This is a genomic window from Mucilaginibacter terrigena (genome assembly GCF_004168255.1).
GTDB classification, from domain to species: domain Bacteria; phylum Bacteroidota; class Bacteroidia; order Sphingobacteriales; family Sphingobacteriaceae; genus Mucilaginibacter; species Mucilaginibacter terrigena.
On sequence record NZ_SEWG01000002.1, the window covers coordinates 423863 to 442464 of the forward strand.

An 18602-nucleotide genomic window follows, 5' to 3' on the forward strand; every position below is an offset into this window, starting at 1 on the left:
GGCCTCACCAAAACCCCTCCCTGCCACTACACAAGCCATCGCACCCCTCCCAAGGGAGGGAATTCAAACAGTTCGCCAGGGCCTTATCTATTTATATTTAAACAATAAAATATTACCATTAGTGATTTTATCACCCTCGTTTGATATATACAAGTTGCCCTGCTTGTCAAACGCCATGCCCTCGGGCTGCAAAAACACCTTGCCGCTTAAGGGGTAGGCCTGCAATACGTTCCACTGTTCATCAAGCACTACCAACAGCTTGTTTACCGATGACAGCACATACCATTGCCTGGTCAGCGGGTTTTTTGCTAACGCGGATGGATGAAATTTCAATTTCATTTTACCAATAAGTGACGCGATTTTCTGCACATCAATAGTAAAGGCACCGCTTTGGGTGATGTTGCCATCAGCGGCGAGGTTAAAGATATAGCCGTTACATTCTTTGTTATGATCTTTACCGGCGCATTGTTTGCACAGCGCGTAAAGCTTGCCGCCATCGGCATGCAGACCTTCGTATTCGCCGGGGGGTAGTATCTTTTTAAACTCTTTTACGCTTTTTACCTGCCCTGCCTTATCCTCGGCCAACGGGAAACTGAACAGGCTCCCATCGCTGCGCAGGATAACGGCCTGGTTGTTCAATATAGCTACATCCTCATAATCGCCGGCTTTGCCGAAATTTGCCTGGCCAACTTTGCTGTCGCCGGGGCGAAAGTAAAAGATCTTGCCTTCTTCGTCCTGCTCGGCATAAATGGTGCTGTTATCGCCATTGTTAAAGGCAATGCCCGAGATCTCCAACAGGTCTGATGTCATTTCATATTTTACCGGGCTACTCAGGTCATAACCGGCCGGGTTTTTGGTATTACTGACCGCAGTGCCTTTTTTGCTGTGCGATTTCTTACCTTCAGTATTTTTTTTACTGCCCTGGCTGCACGACGTTCCTGCAATGCCTATACATAATAATGTGATGATGATAGCTGTTTTCATGGGTTTCATATCCTGTCGAGGTTTAAATATTGATAAATGGCCTTTTGCGACTGCACAGCCTCGCCGGTCAATTCAGGCTTAATTTGATTAAGATTCGAATCGATCTCTACGGCCTGCACATTATCGGCAAGTTGTAAATTAACCAGCGCGGTTAGCTGTTGTTTTATCACCTCGTCGTAAACGGGGAAGCAAACCTCTATCCGGTGGTAAATATTGCGGTTCATCCAATCGGCCGATCCCATAAAAATTTCAGGACTGCCGTTGTTGTTGAAGATGAACACCCGCCCATGTTCCAGGTAACGGTCTACAATGCGTTTTATGCTGATGTTGCTGCTCATGCCTGCTATGCCCGGTACCAAACAGCAAATGCCCCGGATGATGAGTTGAATCTTAACGCCAGCCTCTGATGCTTCGTAGAGCTTGTTGATCATCACCTTTTCTTCCAGGTTATTCATTTTGATGATGATAGAAGCAGGCAGGCCCTGTTTGGCAAGATTTATCTCGCGGTCAATTAAAGCAATAAAGCCGTTTTGCAGGTTAAAGCCCGCAACCAGCAGGTGGTTAAATTTTACCTGGTTATCCGCCGATGGTTTTTCGCGCCTGGCCAGGAAGATGAACAGCAGCTCCACCTCGCGCAGGATGCTGGGGTTGGTGGTAAGTAAAATATGGTCGGTGTAAAATTTGGCGGTACCTTCGTTAAAGTTGCCCGTGGCTAAAAGACCCGAGTATGTTATCCTGTCGCCTTTGCGGGTTTTAACCAGGGCTATTTTGGCATGCACCTTTAGCGCGGTAACGCTGTAGATGATCTGCACGCCGGCGTTCTTCATCTTTTTGGCCCATTTGAGGTTATTGGCCTCGTCAAAGCGGGCCTTTAATTCAACCACTACCTTTACCTGCTTGCCATTTTTAGCCGCGCTGATGAGGGCGTTCACGATTTTAGAATCGCTTGCCACGCGGTAAAGCGTAACGTTTATCTCTTCCACATCGGGGTTATTGGCAGCCTCGTTAAAAAACCGCAGGATAGTATGGTATGATTGATACGGCGTGTTTACCAGCAGGTCGCCTTTGGCCATGGTAGCAACCAAAGATTCGGTATTAGGCACAGGCAAATTAATACTGGCCCACTTATCATAAAGCAGGGTAGGGTTGTTCACCGGGAAACCGTAAAGGTCCTTCAGGTTATGGTACCTGCCGCCTTGCACAGTACTGGCATTTTCCAAGCCCAGGTGCTGTACTATCAATTGCAAAATACGCAGTGGCATATCTGCCGGGTGTAAAAATCGGGTTGCAAGGCCACTATCGCGTTTTTTTAATTGCTGTTCTATCTGGTCAGAAAGTTCGCCGGGGTATTCATCCTTCAGGTCAAGCTCTGCATCGCGGGTTATTTTGATGCTGTGGCACCCTTCTATTTTTGAATCCTTAAAAAGCTTATCCAGGTTAAACCTGACAATATCATCCAAAAAGCAAATAAACTGTCCGCCATTAAACTGGGTGGAGAAAAAACGCGGCAGGTTATCCGACGGGATGTTTAACAGCACCAGCCTTTCTGTATCGTCCTTATCGCGCAGCTGGATTACAAAATATAGCTTGTTGTTCTCCGGGAAAAACGTGGTGTCCCCGTCCAAAACAACCGGCTGCAAAAAGGCCAGCACTTCTGCCAGGAAATAATCTGTAACCTCTTTCTCCAAACTCTGCGGTAATTCGCCGTTGTATAATAAGGTAATGTTATTGGCTTTCAATTCCGGGATAATTTGCGTGGCCAGGATCTCGCCATAACGTACCTGTTGCTGCAATATCATGGCGCTGGCCTGCTGCAAAATAGTTTCCTGTTCGCCGGCATCAATCACATCGCTTTTCTCGCCTATGTTTTTTAAAGCCCTCAACACAGGGAACCTCACCCTGTAAAATTCATCGAGGTTGGATGAATAGATGGACAGGAACCTGATGCGCTCCACCAGCGGCACGGCAGCCGAAGCGGCTTCGTCCAGCACGCGGCGGTTAAAGCTAAGCCAGCTAATGTCCCTGTTAAAATATTTATAGCCTGCCATGCTTATTTATGGCCCTTGTTGTATAAAATAGAAGCGATAATAAACGCGAATACCGCTGCTATTAACCCGAACATGAATATGTTGTAGGCAATGCGCAGCAGCCGGTATTTTTTACCAAGCACAACGCCCTGGTAGTACACATCTTTTATCAGGCTGCCATATAAAAAGTCCTTATCCTCCATCATTTTTACCATGCCGTAGGTATAATCAGCCAGCGGCATTTTGTAAAAATTACCAAAAAACAGCAGGTTGACGCGTTTTTCGTCTACATCCGAGCGCTGAAAAATGCCTGTTGGGATAGATGGGCGGGTAGCAAGGATAGAAAACGTCATGGCCAGCAAGCTGATGGATAGCAGGATAAACGTTGGTATGGCCAGGTACTCGTATTCGGTTAGCTTACGCAGCAGCAAACTGATTACCGCCGACAGGATAATAGAGTTAACCGTTATCATAATATGGGCCTTATTATCGGCCATATCGCTCAAGCGCTGGTGGTTGCTGGAGCTGATCCTGAACATGGTTTCGATGCCTTTATCGGGGCGGTCGGTTTTCTTTTTTTTGTCCTTATCAGGTTCTACTGTTGTGGTTAGGGTTGTTTCTTGCATGGTTTCGATAGGGTTTTCGGCTGCTTTATCTTCGGCGGCGGCAATTTTATTTTTTAAGGTTTTAATATTGGCTTGCTTGCCGCTATTTAATAATACCTGGCAGTAATCGGTGTGGTAATGGTGGTCCTCTAAAAATTTGATACTTTTCTTACGCCACTCCAGTTTGCTGATATCTTTATGATACAAGGCTTTTATCTCTTTTAAAAGCCGCTTATCGGTCTTAAAAAAATCTTCGGTACCTAAATGAAAAAGGTCGGCATCGCAAACGATCTTATCTAACAGGGTAACCGGCTTTTGTGGCATCTGGGTAACCAGTATGCAGTTTTTTATTTCGTCGATATCGGTTTCATCTGCATTATGTTTCCGTAAAAAGTTTTCGGCCAGTACGGCGCTCTGGGCTTCGTGGTGTTCAATATCTACCATGTAGCCCAAATCGTGGAACCACGCGGCGGCCTGCACAATAAAAAAATCACGGTCGTTTAGCTGGTAGTGGTTGCCAATTTGAGCGGCGGCAGCCACCATGCTTTCGGTATGCCCTTTATCGTGGTATATCAGCTTGTCATCAGCATGCGTTTTGTAGTACGCCAATGCATATTCCCTAACCTGGCGGAGTAATTCGGGGTAATTCATGATGTATGTTTAGATGTAAGCAGATACGGTCAAACACTTTATTACCCGTGGCTGACCTTTACAACAGTAAATATTATTTACTTTGGTATAAAAGTAAAATTAAATATTTAGCCGCGCATTCATGAAATTCATCAGTAATAAATACTTTCTTGCTTTTTTTGCTGCTATTCAGCTTTTTACAGCGGGGCCGTTTGCAACCAGGTCGTTCGGGCAATCCCAAATTCAACAGTTTGATGACAGAGTAATGCTGAACCTTGCCGCGAACCGTACCCCGGCGCAAACCGATGTAATGATGTTTTTATCGCGCACCTATAAATATGGGGATATTGGCGTACCGGCTGCTTTACTGGTGGGCGGCATTGTTACCAACGATAAACAAATGCGCCAAAACTCGCTGTATGTGGCCAGCAGTACAGCTTTATCATACGGGGTTATGCTGCTGTTAAAGCACCTGGTAAAACGCCCCCGCCCGTTTGTGCAAAACATAAATATAGTGCCGGTTTACAGGGCAGGGAGCACATCGTTCCCGTCCGGGCATGCTACCAGTACATTCTCTACGGCAATGGCTTTATCAAACGCGTATCCAAAATGGTATGTAATAGCCCCGTCGTTTTTATGGGCAGGCGCAACAAGCTATTCGCGGATGTATCTGGGGGTGCATTATCCAACAGATGTAGCCGCAGGTATGGCCCTGGGGACTGGCACCGCTTTACTTTTACAGCCTATAAAGCGCTGGTAGCCATTTCAAAGTAAAGTTTAACAGGTTGTTTAGTGCTAAAGTCATAAAGCATAATTATCATATCACCGGGTTAATATATTAATTAAATTTGCCCCTGATTTGATTGGTGTTATATTAAAGCACTGTTTAAATTGAACAAATGAATCTTAAACCATTTGCAGATAGTCCGTTCCAGATCCGCATATCATTTCATTTATTGATAGCGAAACTGGAAGAACAAGCCGCTTTAAATAACGGCATGCGGTCTGCTATGGCACGAGAGATACTGAACGAAATTGAACCATATCCCGAATTGAGGGAAGGTATTACCGATACCGACCAACTGGTAAAGCATGCCGTTATCATCAAACGCTTAACTGCCGATATTTTCCCCGAAGTATTAACGCTTAACGAGATAAAAGCCATTACGGTGCCCTTTCAGGATGTGCTTTTTAACCAAACCAAACGTTTACAAAACATCCTTGCCGAGGCAGGCTCTGCATTTGATATTAATATCAGGGATTTTACAGAGCACCAGATCTACGTAAATACCTGCTGTATTATCCTGAACGAGTTTTACGGCACCAGTTTCAATTTTTCGAGACCGTGGTTTTATGATATCCCCGATGCAAGGGGCATTATGAAGCATTACCGCATTTTATATAACGCGGATTTTATGGACCTGATGCCCGCACCCGATGCACCCGTAATTACTGCCCAAGACATTGAACTGCTGCGCGATAATTACCACGACCTTGACCTTTGGAAAAAATACTTCCCTAAAAACAGCTGGATATTAAAGGGCTTTGCCATCCTTAGCCTGTTTGATGCTACGGTAGAGAACGCGGTGTCGGCACTAAAGGGCACATTATTAGGCGCAAGCTATGGCAACAATATCAAGGAGAATATTTTAGAAGTCTTCCGGTCGATATACAAGCTTCCGGATATGGATATCGGGTTTACATCCTTTAACGATGCTGAGAACACCTTTAGCATAGCCACGTTTAATCCCAAGCTAAAAAGCTTTTTGCTGCCCGATAACGTAGAAGAGGAATGCTTTGACGCCCTTTGCGTAAACTCGCTGGTAAAGCTGATTGAACAGCGCATGTACTTTGCCGTATCTGATGTTGCCAAATTTTTAGAGGGCGAACCGGACAATGTAATGGCACAGCGTTTTGTGGCGCAGGGTATTAAAAGTTTAATAATGGCACCGGTTGTAAAAAACGGCCATTTATTAGGGATAATCGAGCTGGTATCCAACCGGGTGGGCGACCTGAACAGCATTAACGCCAATCAGCTGGAAATTGTAATGCCTTACATTACCGATACCATTGACAGGCAGTACAGCTACATGCAAAACCAGATCCAGGCGCTTATCCAAAACGAATACACCACCATACACCCAAGCGTTTACTGGAAATTTAAAAAAGAAGCGGTAAAATTCATCAAATACCGCGGCTTAAAGAAGGATTACGCTTTAAAGGAGGTAACCTTCCATGACGTGTACCCTTTGTATGGGCAGATAGATATTAAAGGCTCATCTGACACGCGAAACCATAGCGTACAGCTTGATCTTAAAGACCAACTAACCGCGCTGATCCCGTTGGTGGAGCAATTGCATGTAAATAAGAACGATAGCAACCTGGAGCAAAATATCCGCAATTTGCAGGAACTGGTGATGGATGTGCAAAGTTCGCTCCGTGCAGATACCGAGCAGTTTATTCAAAATTACCTGGAGATGCAGATCCACCCGCTGTTAAAAGCTGCCGACGGCTTATCGGTGGCGCACCAGGCGGGCATTGATAAATATTTTGAGCAGGCTGATAAGAACGGCGATTTTCATCAAAACCGCCGCAAGTACGAAACCACCGTTGCGCTCATCAACGAAAAAATGGCGCTGCTGCTTGATAGGGCACAGGTACAGGCCCAGGCCATGTTCCCGCATTATTACGAGCGTTTTAAAACCGATGGCATCGAGCATAACCTGTATATAGGCGCATCTATAGCCCCGGCCAAAAATTTCGATATTACGTATTTATATAACCTGCGCCTGTGGCAATTGCAGGTGCTTTGCGAAATGGAGCTGGAGCACCACTTTCTGAAAAGTAACCTGCCATATCCGCTTGACGTTACCTCGCTGATACTGGCGTTTAGCCTGCCTATGTCAATCCGCTTCCGGATGGACGAAAAACGTTTTGATGTGGACGGCACATATAACGCCCGTTTCGAGATCGTAAAAAAACGCATTGATAAAGCATTTATAAAAGGCACTACCGAGCGCTTGACCGCCGTTGGGAAAATAACCATTGTCTACTCCAACCATGATGAAGAAGTAGAATACCTAAACTATATCCGTTTCCTGCAAACAAAGCATATGTTTGATGAGGAAGTTGAAATGCTGGACATAGAGGACCTGCAGGGCGTATCTGGCCTTAAAGCCATGCGCGTGAAGATACTATACAATAACAGCCTGCCGCTGCGCAATTTCTTTAGCTATACCGAGTTATTGCAGGATACAAAAAGTATCGTTTTTTAAATTACTTTTGCGGAAATGAAATTCCTTTGCATCCTGTTTTCATTGGTTGTTGTTTTCCTGTCTGTTAAGCCTTGCTGCACAGATAGCGATTGCGATGCGATTGTAAAAACAGAACAGGGTGGTAATAACAAAGCAAAGGACTGTGCGGGCTGCTCGCCATTCTTTTCATGCGGCACCTGTGCCGGCTTCACCGTAACACAAACCATAACAGCCAATTTACTGATAAGTCCTGCTAAAACCAGGCCCACTTTTACGCCTTACCATCAGCCTGATGTTAAGGAAATAACCCTTTCTATCTGGCAGCCGCCACAATTAGGATAACATGCTTCAAAGGCCAATAAAAGGCCATTTACAGGTAATTATTCTAACAACAAAACATGAAAAAACTTATCGTGCTATTTACAGCACTACTTTATACTGCCGCGGCTTATTCCCAAAATACATTTAAGGTCATTTTAAAAGATGCAGGCACCGGCCAGCCGCTTGTTGGCGCTACGGCTGTGGTGCAGGGCGCAAACATGGGCGCTGTTTCTGATACATCGGGCCTTGTGGTATTAGCTAATATTCCAAACGGCAGGCAGGTGGTCAACTTTCGTTATGTGGGTTACATCAACCGGCAGGATACCATCACTTTTCCGCTAAGCCATTTACTGCCAACCATCATCCTGTTGCAGCCCGAAGAAAGCGAACTGGACGAGGTGGTGGTATCGGCCACACGCAGCAGCCGCACCATTGCCAATATCCCTACAAGGGTAGAGGTGATATCGGGCGAGGAACTGGACGAAAAAAGCAACATGAAACCCGGTGACATCCGCATGGTGCTGGCAGAGAGTACCGGCATACAAACCCAGCAAACATCGGCCACAAGCGGTAACTCCAGCATCCGCATCCAGGGGCTGGATGGTAAATACACGCAGATCATCCGCGACGGGTTCCCGTTGTACTCCGGCTTTTCGGGCGGGCTGGGTTTGCTGCAGGTTGCACCGCTTGACTTGAAACAGGTGGAAGTGATCAAAGGTTCGTCATCCACCCTATATGGCGGCGGTGCTATAGCCGGGCTGGTTAACCTGGTATCAAAAACTCCAACGGACGAGCGGCAACTGAATTTATTGCTCAACGGCACATCGGCTTTGGGTTTGGATGCGAGTATGTTTTACGCCGAAAAATTTAAAAGAACAGGGGCCACTGTATACGCCGCCTATAACCACGGCACCGCTTACGACCCATCAAATATCGACCTGACGGCCATTCCCAAATTCAACCGGTATACTTTAAATCCAAAACTGTTCTTCTATTTCAACGACAAAACCAACTTAATCGCGGGCATCAACGCTACGGTGGAGAACAGGATAGGGGGCGACCTGCATTACATTGAAGGCGATGGTGATGCGCTGCACTCGTATTTTGAGGAGAATAAAACCGGCAGGTACAGCACACAGGCCGAACTGGTACACAAACTGGACAGTGCGGGCAAGCTGGTATTTAAGAACAGCGTAAGTTATTACGACCGCGCCATCAACCTGCCAGGCTACCGTTTCTCGGGCCAGCAGGTTTCTACTTACACCGAGGCCAACTATATCCGCAATACCGCCAAAAGCGACTGGGTTTTTGGTTTAAACTTACTGACGGATAATTTTAACGAGAACAGGAACAGTACTTTCCCCTTGCGCAGCTATCAAAATAACACTGTAGGCGCGTTCATCCAAAACACCTGGAATATTAGCCCTGCCTTTACGCTGGAAAGCGGCCTGCGCGGCGATCATCACAACCAGTATGGGTTTATGTTTTTGCCGCGACTATCAGGCTTGTGGAAGATAAATTCGCATTTCTCAACCCGGTTGGGTGGCGGCCTGGGCTACAAAGGGCCAAATGTATTTACTGAGGATGCCGAGCGTATCCAGTTCCGTAACGTGCTGCCGCTGGATGTGGCCAACACCCGGGCCGAGCGGTCGTACGGGGCCAACTACGATATCAATTACCGCACGGCCATATTAGATGGTGACGGCAGTTTCAGTATCAACCAGCTATTTTTTTACACCCGTATCGGGCATCCCATACTGTTAACGCAATTAGCCAATGGTAATTTACAATACCGACAGCCACGCGGCGATCTGAATACCAAAGGCATCGAAACAAACATTAAGCTAACCTACGGCAATTTTAAACTATTTGTGGGCTACACTCTGGCCGATGTAAGCCAGCATATAGGCAATACCATCAGCAGCTATACACTGGTATCAAAGCACCGCTTAAACAATGTGCTGATGTTTGAGATAGATGACCAATGGAAAATTGGCGCCGAAGCCTATTATTTTAGTCCGCAGAAACTGAACGACGGCGCCACTGGCAAAGCCTATTGGACAACCGGCTTAATGGCCGAGCGGATCTGGAAGCGTTTTGCGGTGTTTATAAACTTCGAGAATATTACAGATACGCGCCAAACCCGGTTTGATACCATTTACACCGGCAGTATCAGTAACCCTGTTTTCAGGGATATTTACGCGCCATTAGATGGGTTTGTGGTGAACGGCGGCATCAAACTAAAACTTTAATTTTTTACAGCGAAACAATGTTTAAACACGGGTGGTTTATTAGTTTTATCCAATTTTTATTTTAGCCGTTAGTATTACCCTTTAATGAGTCAACCACCAAGTCGTTTAAGCAGCGGGGAGCTTCTTGATATTTTAGCATTATCAGAAAACGCTACGGCAATATATACCACCCAAGATATCATTATCCAGAGCGCTAACACTGCTATGCTCAATTTTTGGGGCAAGGGTAAAGATATAATTGGTAAACCTTTAATGGAGGCCGTGCCTGCACTAAAAGGGCAGCAATTTGTTGAGATGCTGAAAAGGGTGTGGGATACCGGGATCACTATCGAAGGGATAGACACCCCCGCAAAGTTAGAGATAGACGGCGAGCTGCGAACTTCATATTTCGATTTTTTATATAGGGCCATTTTAAATCCCGATGGCAGCACCCGCTGTATATTGCACACCGCCACAGATGTCACCGACCGGTTTATGAGCCAGCAACGTGTTGCCGAAATGAATAAGCAGGTTGCAGACATTAATAAAGAATTATTCGACGCTAACCAGCAGCTAACCGCGTCAAACCGTAACCTGGCCGAATCGCAGGACACGCTGATGGTGCTGAATAATAACCTTACAGAAAGCGAAACCCAATTGCAGTTTGCTATTGATGCTGCCAGCCTGGGCACCTGGGACCTCGACCCAAAAACAAATAAATTTTCGGGAAACGACAGGCTGAAGTCGTGGTTTGGTTTAAAACCCGAAGAACAGATAGAACTATCGAAGGCCACCGATGTAATTGCCGAATACGACAGGCTGAATGTGTTAACAGCGATACAAAAAGCACTGCAATTTTCGTCGGGCGGGGTCTATGATGTCGAGTACACTATAATCAACCCGCTAACACAACAACCACGTATTGTAAAAGCCAAAGGCAAAGCGCTTTTTAATATCGATAACGAGGTGATACGCTTTAGCGGTACCCTACAGGATATTACCGAAGAACGCCACGCCCGCGAAGAACTCACCCAAACCAACCAGCGGCTGGCATTTGCCCTCGACGCCGGTAAGCTTGGTTCGTATGAGCACGATCTGCAAAGCGGGGCAATGATATGTACCGGGCAATTTAAAGCAAATTTTGGCTGGCCGGCCGATAAACCCTTTAATTTCCCCGATCTGATAGAATTGGTGGTACCCGAATACCGAAAGAATCTGGATAAGCAGATAAAGAACGCGGTTTTGCACAACGCAAGCTATACCGCCGAATACGAAATTACCTGGCCGGATGGTTCGCGGCATTGGATAAATATGGCAGGTAAACCGCAGTATAACGATCAGGATAAAGATACACGCATTATAGGCATCACCTACGATATTACCGAGGGTAAAACCAACGAGCAGCGTAAGGACGATTTTATAAGCATTGCCAGCCACGAGCTTAAAACGCCCATCACAACGCTGAAATCCTCGCTTCAGCTGTTAAACCGAATGAAGGACGACCCCTCGCCTAAAATGCTGCCCAAACTTATAGAGCAAAGTAACCGCAGCATGGACAAAATAAGCAGCCTGATAGAAGACCTGCTTAACGTAAGCCGAATGAACGAGGGGCAGCTGCACCTCAACAAATCAACATTCACCATATCCGAATTGCTTAACCACTGCTGTAACCACATCAGGGTAGCGGGTAAGCACGACCTTATTTTTCAGGGTGATGCAGAGTTGCAAGTTTTTGCCGATGAGCACCGGATAGATCAGGTGATCATTAACCTGGTTAATAATGCGGTTAAATACGCACCAAATTCGCGCGAGATCTGCCTTATCGTAGCCAAAGATGGTAACATGGCCAAAATATCGGTAAAAGATAACGGCCCCGGTATCGACCCTGAAAAGCTCCCGCATTTATTTGACCGTTATTACCGGGCCGATTACTCGGGAATCCAATATTCCGGCCTTGGCCTGGGGCTTTACATCTGCTCAGAAATTGTGCGCAAACACCACGGGCAGATAGGCGCCGAAAGCGGAGTAGGTAAAGGCAGCACTTTTTGGTTTACCCTACCACTGTAGGTTGTAAAAAGTTTTTCGCGCAACTTAAACCACCGTTTTAATGAAATTTTTAGCTGATTTTAAAACTTTTTAATTTTTTAAAAGTATTTATATTTTTTAAAAATTAATCACCCGTTACTTTCATTAATGAGCACGTATCCAAGCAAATTTAGCAGCGAACAATTACTGGAGATACTGAATCAGGCTAAAACCGCCACAGCCATACATAGCACCGATGAAATGATCATCGAAACGGCTAATGATGCCATGATAGCCATTTGGGGTAAAGACAAGAGCATTATTGGCAAGCCCATAGAAACCGCCCTGCCCGAACTGGTTGGCCAGCCATTTTTAGGCATGCTGCAAAGCGTGCTGCATACCGGCGAAACCATATCCGGTAGCGATACCATGGCCGAGTTGGTGATTGACGGGGAGCTGAGAGCTTTTTATTTTGATTTTGAATACCGCGCCATAAAAAGCAGCACAGGTGATGTAATATGTGTGCTGCACACCGCTACCGATGTTACCGATCGTTACCACAGCCGTATGCGCGAACTGGAACTGGAATCGGAACTGCAGGCAACTAACGAGGAACTTGCTGCTGCCAACGAAGAGCTTGCAGCCGCAAACGATGCGATGATGGCATCTAACGAAGAATTAGCGGCCACCAACGAAGAATTAGCGGCCACCAACGAAGAACTTAACCAGTCGCAGCAAAACCTGCTGGAAACAAATAGCGAGCTTACCCGTGCCGAAGATACCCTAAGGCAAGCCATCGATTCGGCCGAAATGGGTACTTGGAGTGCCGATCTGGTTTCGGGTATGTTAACTATATCAAATAAAAGCAAGCAAATTCATGGCATCGCCGAAAATATAGAGATCTCGCTTGCTCAATCGCTCAACTTAGTAGCACCGGAATATATAGACAGGGTTCAGCAGGCTATACAATATGCTATAAATACCACCCAAAGCTTTGACGTTGAATATCTAATAAACCCAATGGACGGCGGGAAGCCAAAGTGGTTGAAATCTACCGGGAAGGCATACTATGATAGTAAAGGTAATGCGGTGAGCATAGCAGGCACCATTATAGATATTACCGATCTAAAAGCCCACGACCAGCAAAAGGACGACTTCATTAGTATTGCCAGCCACGAATTAAAAACGCCCGTTACCAGTTTAAAGGCCGCGCTGCAATTGCTGGACAGGATGAAGGAAAATATATCGCCGCAAATGCTGGCCAAACTGATTGATCAAAGCAATCGCAGTATGGAAAAGATAAGCACCCTGATAGAGGACCTGCTTAACCTTAGCCGGATGAACGAGGGGCAGCTTAAGCTAAACAAAACCACCTTCACCATTGCGCATATGTTAAACCAATGTTGTAACCATATCAGGGTTGATGGCAAGCACGAACTTGTTTTACAAGGGGACGAAGATTTACAGGTTTTTGCCGATGAACACCGTATAGACCAGGTGGTGGTTAATATTGTTAACAACGCTGTAAAGTATGCGCCAAATTCAATGCAGATATTTTTTACAGTAGAAAAAGCAGGTGATTTTGCCCGGATATCCATACGCGATACGGGGCCGGGCATAGTTCCAGAAAAGCTATCGCATCTGTTCGAGCGTTATTACCGTGCCGATGCAACCGGCTACCAGAACTCGGGCCTGGGTTTAGGTTTATTCATCAGCGCCGAGATCATCAAAAAACATGGAGGCGACATAGGTGTAGACAGCGAATTGGGCAAAGGCAGTACTTTTTGGTTCACTTTACCGTTATAACCCGTAAAAATTATGCACGAAAATGACCTTAATTATACGTTAAGTTATTGTTGAATGCTTATATTTATACTCTAATTAATTACTATTGAGTAACCCTTACTTTCCTTTGCCGGAAAACGAAAGCGAGCGCTTAGCAGCGTTGGCTTCGTATAATATTTTAGATACCGCTCCCGAAGATGATTTTGAGGAGCTTACACTTCTTGCATCACAAATTTGCCAAACCCCTGTTGCCCTTATCAGCCTGTTAGATGATAAAAGGCAATGGTTTAAATCTATTGTAGGGTCTGATATTTCCGAAACACCAAAAGAGTATGCTTTTTGCGCGCATACCATTGTAGAAACCACCGAGATAATGGTGGTAAATGATGCCCGCCACGATGATCGTTTTTCAGAAAACCCCTTAGTAACCGGCGACCCCAATGTTATTTTTTACGCGGGCGTGCCGCTGATAACCGGCGACGGCCATGCATTAGGTTCGTTGTGCGTGATAGATGTGCAGCCCAAACAGCTAACCGAAGACCAGGTAAAGTCGTTAAAGATCCTGGGCAGGCAGGTGCTCGCCCAAATGGAACTGCGAAAAAAGTTGCAGCTGTTAGAAAAAGCGAACGAACAGTTGCTGGAAACCAATACCTTCATCAAAAAATTTGCTACTACCGCCGCCCACGATATTAAAAACCCGCTTAGCAGTATTTTACTTACATCCCAGGCACTGCAAATGCGCCTGAAAAACACAGGCGACGAAAAAAGCTGCAACCTTGTTGCTCTTACCCTTAATTCATCAAAGAGGCTGCTTACCCTGGTAGACGAGATGATGGCTTACTCTACACGGCCGGCCTTATTGCTTTCCGATCAGCAGTGCCTTGATCTGAATAAACTGCTTAAAAACGTGGTGAGTTTACTGGATATACCGCACAATTTTACGGTTAACCTGCCCAGGGTTGAGCATACACTAACCTGTTCGTCGGTAGCGCTCGAACAGATCTTTATTAACCTGCTTGCCAATGCCGTACGTTATAACGATAAACCAAAAGGTATCATCAATATACTTTTCAGGGAAGATGACGGCCAATACTGTTTTAAGGTAAGTGATAATGGGATGGGTATTGCCGCAAACAACCTGCAGAAGATATTTGAAAAAGACGTTACGTTAAACGCTACAGATCGTTTCAATAAAAAAGGTACAGGATTAGGCCTATACACGGTTAAATTGCTGGTAGATAAACTGCAAGGCACTATCCATGCCGAATCCAAACCCGGCGATGGCACCACCTTTGTTTTCTCTATCAAAAAAAATGTGGCGGTTAACGCCGGCGATATTAATGCTGCTGCATATCAGCAATAGCCGTTGTTAGTAGCTTGTTAAATTCTTCAGGTTTCTCTACCATCGGGAAATGGCCCGTATCATGTATCACCAATAGTTTAAAAGGGATCTTTTTAGCTATTAGCCCTGTGGTATCGGTTGGCTGGTAATCACTGTTTATTAAGTATAGCTTCTTTTTAGCCTTTAAAAGCGCGGCTGCATCATTAAAATCATCCCACTCCTGCGTAGCAATGGCAATGGTCGAATCAGTGTGTGCGACATCGTTTAAGATCCTCTCCCTTATGGCTTTTGATGTGGTTTTGTAAAACAATCCTTTATTAAACCAATCGAATGCAACGGCTTTAAAATTCTTTTTTAAGGCTGCCATTACCTCGCCATATTCCTGCTTGTATTTAATACTATCGGGCGATATTATTCCAACCGATTTAAAGTTGTCAACCCCAACCAACGCTATTACATTTTCGGGCGCATCTACAGCCCCCTGCAAAACAATGTTGCCAGCCATGGAGTGGCCGATCAGTATCACATTTTTTAGCCCGAGCTGATCGATCACGTTTTTGATATCCTGCCCGTAGGCTTCGGTGTTCCATTTCGTGCGGTTTTTGCCCGATCTGCCAAAGCCCGGCAGGTCGATGGTTACCACACGGTACCTTTTGCCGAAATAAGCTACCTGATCGGCCCAGTAGGTTTTATTGATAGCCCAGCCATGTACAAACAGCAGTGTAGTATCGCCCTTGCCGGTATCGGTATAATCAATGCGCACACCATTGCTTACCAAACTAACCTGTGATGCGGAAGATGGGTTTTTATTTTTTTGCGATGAGTTGCAGCCAAACATAACTACGCACAAAAGCGGGACAAACAGCAAACGGAGGTTTTTCATGATGCGGGTATTAAGGTTACACAACGTTAAGGCAAAAATATCATTTACAGTAATTTTGGCCGCAGTTTAACGTTTTTTAACAACTTAATCCCACACAATGTACCATTTACCTTCGTCGTTTTTGGCATAGCTAAGGCCGTCGCTCATCTGGTAAACATCGTGTCCTTCGGTGGCGTTGTAGTAGTTTTTACGTTCGTAAATTCTTAACCCGCCGTTTTCCCTTTGCAGAAAAAACAGCAACGCGTTCATGGATGGGCCTATCTCGTGCAGCCATTGGTTTTCACCTTCTTTTACAAATGCCGAACTCATGATAGTAGTTTTTCAATATTATAACACTTTCCATGCCGAAAACCTGTTAATTGATATATATATGGAACAGTTAAGTTTTTTTGATGATAACAGGCAAAGCCCCGGCATCCCCGCCGGGTTAATGGATTACAAACCCAACTTTTTTACTGCCGAAGAAAGCGCCCGGCTGTTCCGGGAACTAAAAGAAACCATCCAATGGAAACAGGAAACCATATTGATGTATGGTAAAACCTTATATACACCACGCTTAACCGCCTGGTATGGCGATAACAGTAAAACCTACGCGTTTAGCGGTAAACGCTACGACCCGTATTTATGGACACCTGACCTCTTATTTATCAAACAACGGGTTGAACAAGCCGCCGCTGTAACATTTAACAGCGTGCTGCTGAACAATTACCGCAACGGCAACGATTCTGTTGCCTGGCATGCCGATGACGAGCCTGAACTGGGCGTAAACCCTATTATAGCCTCGGTAAGCTTTGGGCAGGCGCGCCGGTTTGATGTAAGGCACAAGCAAAACCATAAATTAAAATACTCGGTAGAGTTAGGGAACGGCTCGCTCCTGATCATGAGAGGCGACCTGCAGCATAACTGGCAGCACCAGGTTCCCAAATCCACCAAAGCAGTTAAGGAACGGATCAATTTAACGTTTAGAATGATAAGCTAAAAGTCCGTGGTATAATGTGTCAAATCACATTTTGTTAAATGATAGTGTAGGGGATATGGGAAAATTGCTTTTAACTTTAAAGAAATTTAAATTTTAAAAAACTTATAATCAGATATTAACACACATTATATGAACTAAAACTTTAATATAAATTTGATATTTTAAATTTAATATCAATATCCGGCTTATTTAGAAGCATTACAGGTAAATTAAAATAAAGTGTTATTTTTGTTGAAAGAAATTATCATTAAAATCCTAATATGAAGAAATTGATCCTGTTTGTAATGTGCCTTGGTTTTAGCGCTATCGCGTTCGGCCAAACTGCCATTAAACCTGCTGAAGCAGGCGTAACTTACGGAAAAACCGTTACTGCCGATAACGCGTTAAACACCGATGCTTTAAATACCACCCTGAATACCGATAGCGTTTACAATGGCAAGGTTACCGGTACTGTTGTAGAGGTTTGCACCAAAAAAGGCTGCTTTATGAAACTTCAGCAGGCTAACGGCGCGCCAATAATGGTACAGTTTACCGATTACGCTTACTTTATGCCGCAAAATATTGTTGGTAAAACTGTTGTGGTAGAGGGCAAAGCTAAAATTAAAGAAACCTCGGTAGAGCGTTTAAAACATTATGCTGCCGATGCCGGTAAAAGCAAAGAAGAAATAGCCAAAATAAACGAGCCTAAGAAAGATATTTCTATCATGGCCGATGGCGTACTGGTTGTGAAATAATCCCAAGCTATAATAAACACTTAAAGCCTGTAAGAAATTGCAGGCTTTTGCATTTATAGGTTATGAGTAATATTGTTTAATTTCAGCAATCAAAGCTAAGGTAAACACTTACAAAAGTGATGAATAACAAAGAGAAAGTATTAGACGCTATTTTGTCGCAGGGGATGCTGCCCTTGTTTTTTTATGAAGATGCCGAAGTAAGTGTCGAAATTATCCGCACCATGTACAGCGCAGGCGTCAGGGTAGTGGAGTATACTAACAGGGGCAAGGAAGCGCTGAGTAATTTTTACTCTATAAAGCAAACGTTGGCAACTGAACTACCCGATATGTTCTTAGGTATCGGCACCATAAAAACAGGGCTTGAAGCCGAGGCTTTTGTTGCAGCCGGGGCAGATTTTATCCTGTCGCCCATTGTGGATACCGAAGTGGCCCTGGTTGCCGATACCTACAATAAGCTTTATATCCCCGGTTGTATGACACCTACCGAGATCCACGTAGCCCAGCAGTACAAGGCCAGGCTTATCAAGATCTTCCCGGCCAATATACTTGGTCCTGCGTTCATCTCGTCTATCAGGGAGCTTTTCCCAGGTCAGTTGTTTATCCCAACAGGCGGGGTAGAGATAGAGGCCGGCAACATTGCCGAATGGTTTCGTTCCGGTGCATGCGCTGTTGGCATGGGCGGCAAGCTTATCACCCGTAATGTGCTGGATAAGCGCCTGTACTCGCAGCTGTTTAATGATACCCTTAAAGCGTTAGAGTTGGTTCAATTGAGTAAATAGAGCATCGGCAACATAATTAAAAC

15 protein-coding genes are annotated in these 18602 nt (G+C 45.1%); 10 read left to right on the plus strand and 5 right to left on the minus strand.

Annotated features, from left to right (window positions below; genetic code table 11):
- Positions 1-87: 87 nt before the first annotated feature.
- Genes EWM62_RS05665 through EWM62_RS05675 form a run of 3 tightly spaced genes read right to left on the minus strand, consistent with a single transcriptional unit; the run spans position 88 to position 4267 of the window.
- Positions 88-993: an SdiA-regulated domain-containing protein gene (locus tag EWM62_RS05665; RefSeq protein ID WP_238989284.1), complete on the minus strand. Its 906-nt coding sequence runs from the start codon at positions 991-993 to the stop codon at positions 88-90.
- Positions 990-3032: a polyphosphate kinase 1 gene (gene ppk1 / locus EWM62_RS05670; RefSeq protein ID WP_129875688.1), complete on the minus strand. Its 2043-nt coding sequence runs from the start codon at positions 3030-3032 to the stop codon at positions 990-992. The genes EWM62_RS05665 and ppk1 overlap by 4 nt, the downstream gene beginning before the upstream one ends.
- A 2-nt stretch (positions 3033-3034) precedes the next feature.
- Entirely contained in the window at positions 3035-4267 is a 1233-nt protein-coding gene (locus EWM62_RS05675; protein WP_129875689.1) for a Pycsar system effector family protein, read from the minus strand.
- Between the two features lie 121 nt (positions 4268-4388).
- Between EWM62_RS05675 and EWM62_RS05680 the strand changes: the two genes are divergently transcribed.
- The 7 genes from EWM62_RS05680 (at position 4389) to EWM62_RS05710 (ending at position 15225) form a co-directional block, all read left to right on the plus strand.
- Entirely contained in the window at positions 4389-5006 is a 618-nt protein-coding gene (locus tag EWM62_RS05680) for a phosphatase PAP2 family protein (protein ID WP_129875690.1), read from the plus strand.
- A gap of 139 nt (positions 5007-5145) precedes the next feature.
- Positions 5146-7521, plus strand: a complete 2376-nt coding sequence (locus EWM62_RS05685; RefSeq protein WP_129875691.1) for a GAF domain-containing protein — start codon at positions 5146-5148, stop codon at positions 7519-7521.
- A gap of 15 nt (positions 7522-7536) precedes the next feature.
- The gene (locus EWM62_RS05690) at positions 7537-7842 is read left to right on the plus strand and encodes a DUF6660 family protein (protein ID WP_129875692.1); all 306 of its coding nucleotides are present in this window, start codon (positions 7537-7539) and stop codon (positions 7840-7842) included.
- 56 nt (positions 7843-7898) lie between these two features.
- The gene (locus EWM62_RS05695) at positions 7899-10073 is read left to right on the plus strand and encodes a TonB-dependent receptor (protein WP_129875693.1); all 2175 of its coding nucleotides are present in this window, start codon (positions 7899-7901) and stop codon (positions 10071-10073) included.
- A gap of 84 nt (positions 10074-10157) precedes the next feature.
- The gene (locus EWM62_RS05700; protein ID WP_129875694.1) at positions 10158-12119 is read left to right on the plus strand and encodes a PAS domain-containing sensor histidine kinase; all 1962 of its coding nucleotides are present in this window, start codon (positions 10158-10160) and stop codon (positions 12117-12119) included.
- Positions 12120-12245: 126 nt separating this feature from the next.
- Positions 12246-13883: a PAS domain-containing sensor histidine kinase gene (locus tag EWM62_RS05705; protein ID WP_129875695.1), complete on the plus strand. Its 1638-nt coding sequence runs from the start codon at positions 12246-12248 to the stop codon at positions 13881-13883.
- Between the two features lie 85 nt (positions 13884-13968).
- Positions 13969-15225 (plus strand): sensor histidine kinase, encoded by a 1257-nt coding sequence (locus tag EWM62_RS05710; protein ID WP_129875696.1) that lies wholly within the window; start codon positions 13969-13971, stop codon positions 15223-15225.
- Here the strand turns inward: EWM62_RS05710 and EWM62_RS05715 are convergent.
- Both EWM62_RS05715 and EWM62_RS05720 read right to left on the minus strand, forming a co-directional pair.
- Positions 15200-16087 carry an alpha/beta fold hydrolase gene (locus EWM62_RS05715; RefSeq protein WP_129875697.1) on the minus strand — a complete coding sequence of 296 codons (888 nt, stop codon included), beginning with the start codon at positions 16085-16087 and terminating at the stop codon, positions 15200-15202. The two genes, EWM62_RS05710 and EWM62_RS05715, sit on opposite strands and share 26 nt — an antisense overlap.
- Positions 16088-16171: 84 nt before the next feature.
- Positions 16172-16396, minus strand: a complete 225-nt coding sequence (locus tag EWM62_RS05720) for a hypothetical protein (protein ID WP_129875698.1) — start codon at positions 16394-16396, stop codon at positions 16172-16174.
- Here EWM62_RS05720 and EWM62_RS05725 point away from each other — a divergent pair.
- The 3 genes from EWM62_RS05725 (at position 16395) to EWM62_RS05735 (ending at position 18579) form a co-directional block, all read left to right on the plus strand.
- Positions 16395-17066 (plus strand): alpha-ketoglutarate-dependent dioxygenase AlkB family protein, encoded by a 672-nt coding sequence (locus tag EWM62_RS05725; RefSeq protein ID WP_238989285.1) that lies wholly within the window; start codon positions 16395-16397, stop codon positions 17064-17066. The two genes, EWM62_RS05720 and EWM62_RS05725, sit on opposite strands and share 2 nt — an antisense overlap.
- Before the next feature lie 260 nt (positions 17067-17326).
- Positions 17327-17800, plus strand: a complete 474-nt coding sequence (locus tag EWM62_RS05730) for a DUF4920 domain-containing protein (RefSeq protein ID WP_129875699.1) — start codon at positions 17327-17329, stop codon at positions 17798-17800.
- 119 nt (positions 17801-17919) lie between these two features.
- The gene (locus tag EWM62_RS05735) at positions 17920-18579 is read left to right on the plus strand and encodes a beta/alpha barrel domain-containing protein (protein ID WP_238989286.1); all 660 of its coding nucleotides are present in this window, start codon (positions 17920-17922) and stop codon (positions 18577-18579) included.
- Positions 18580-18602 lie beyond the last annotated feature (23 nt).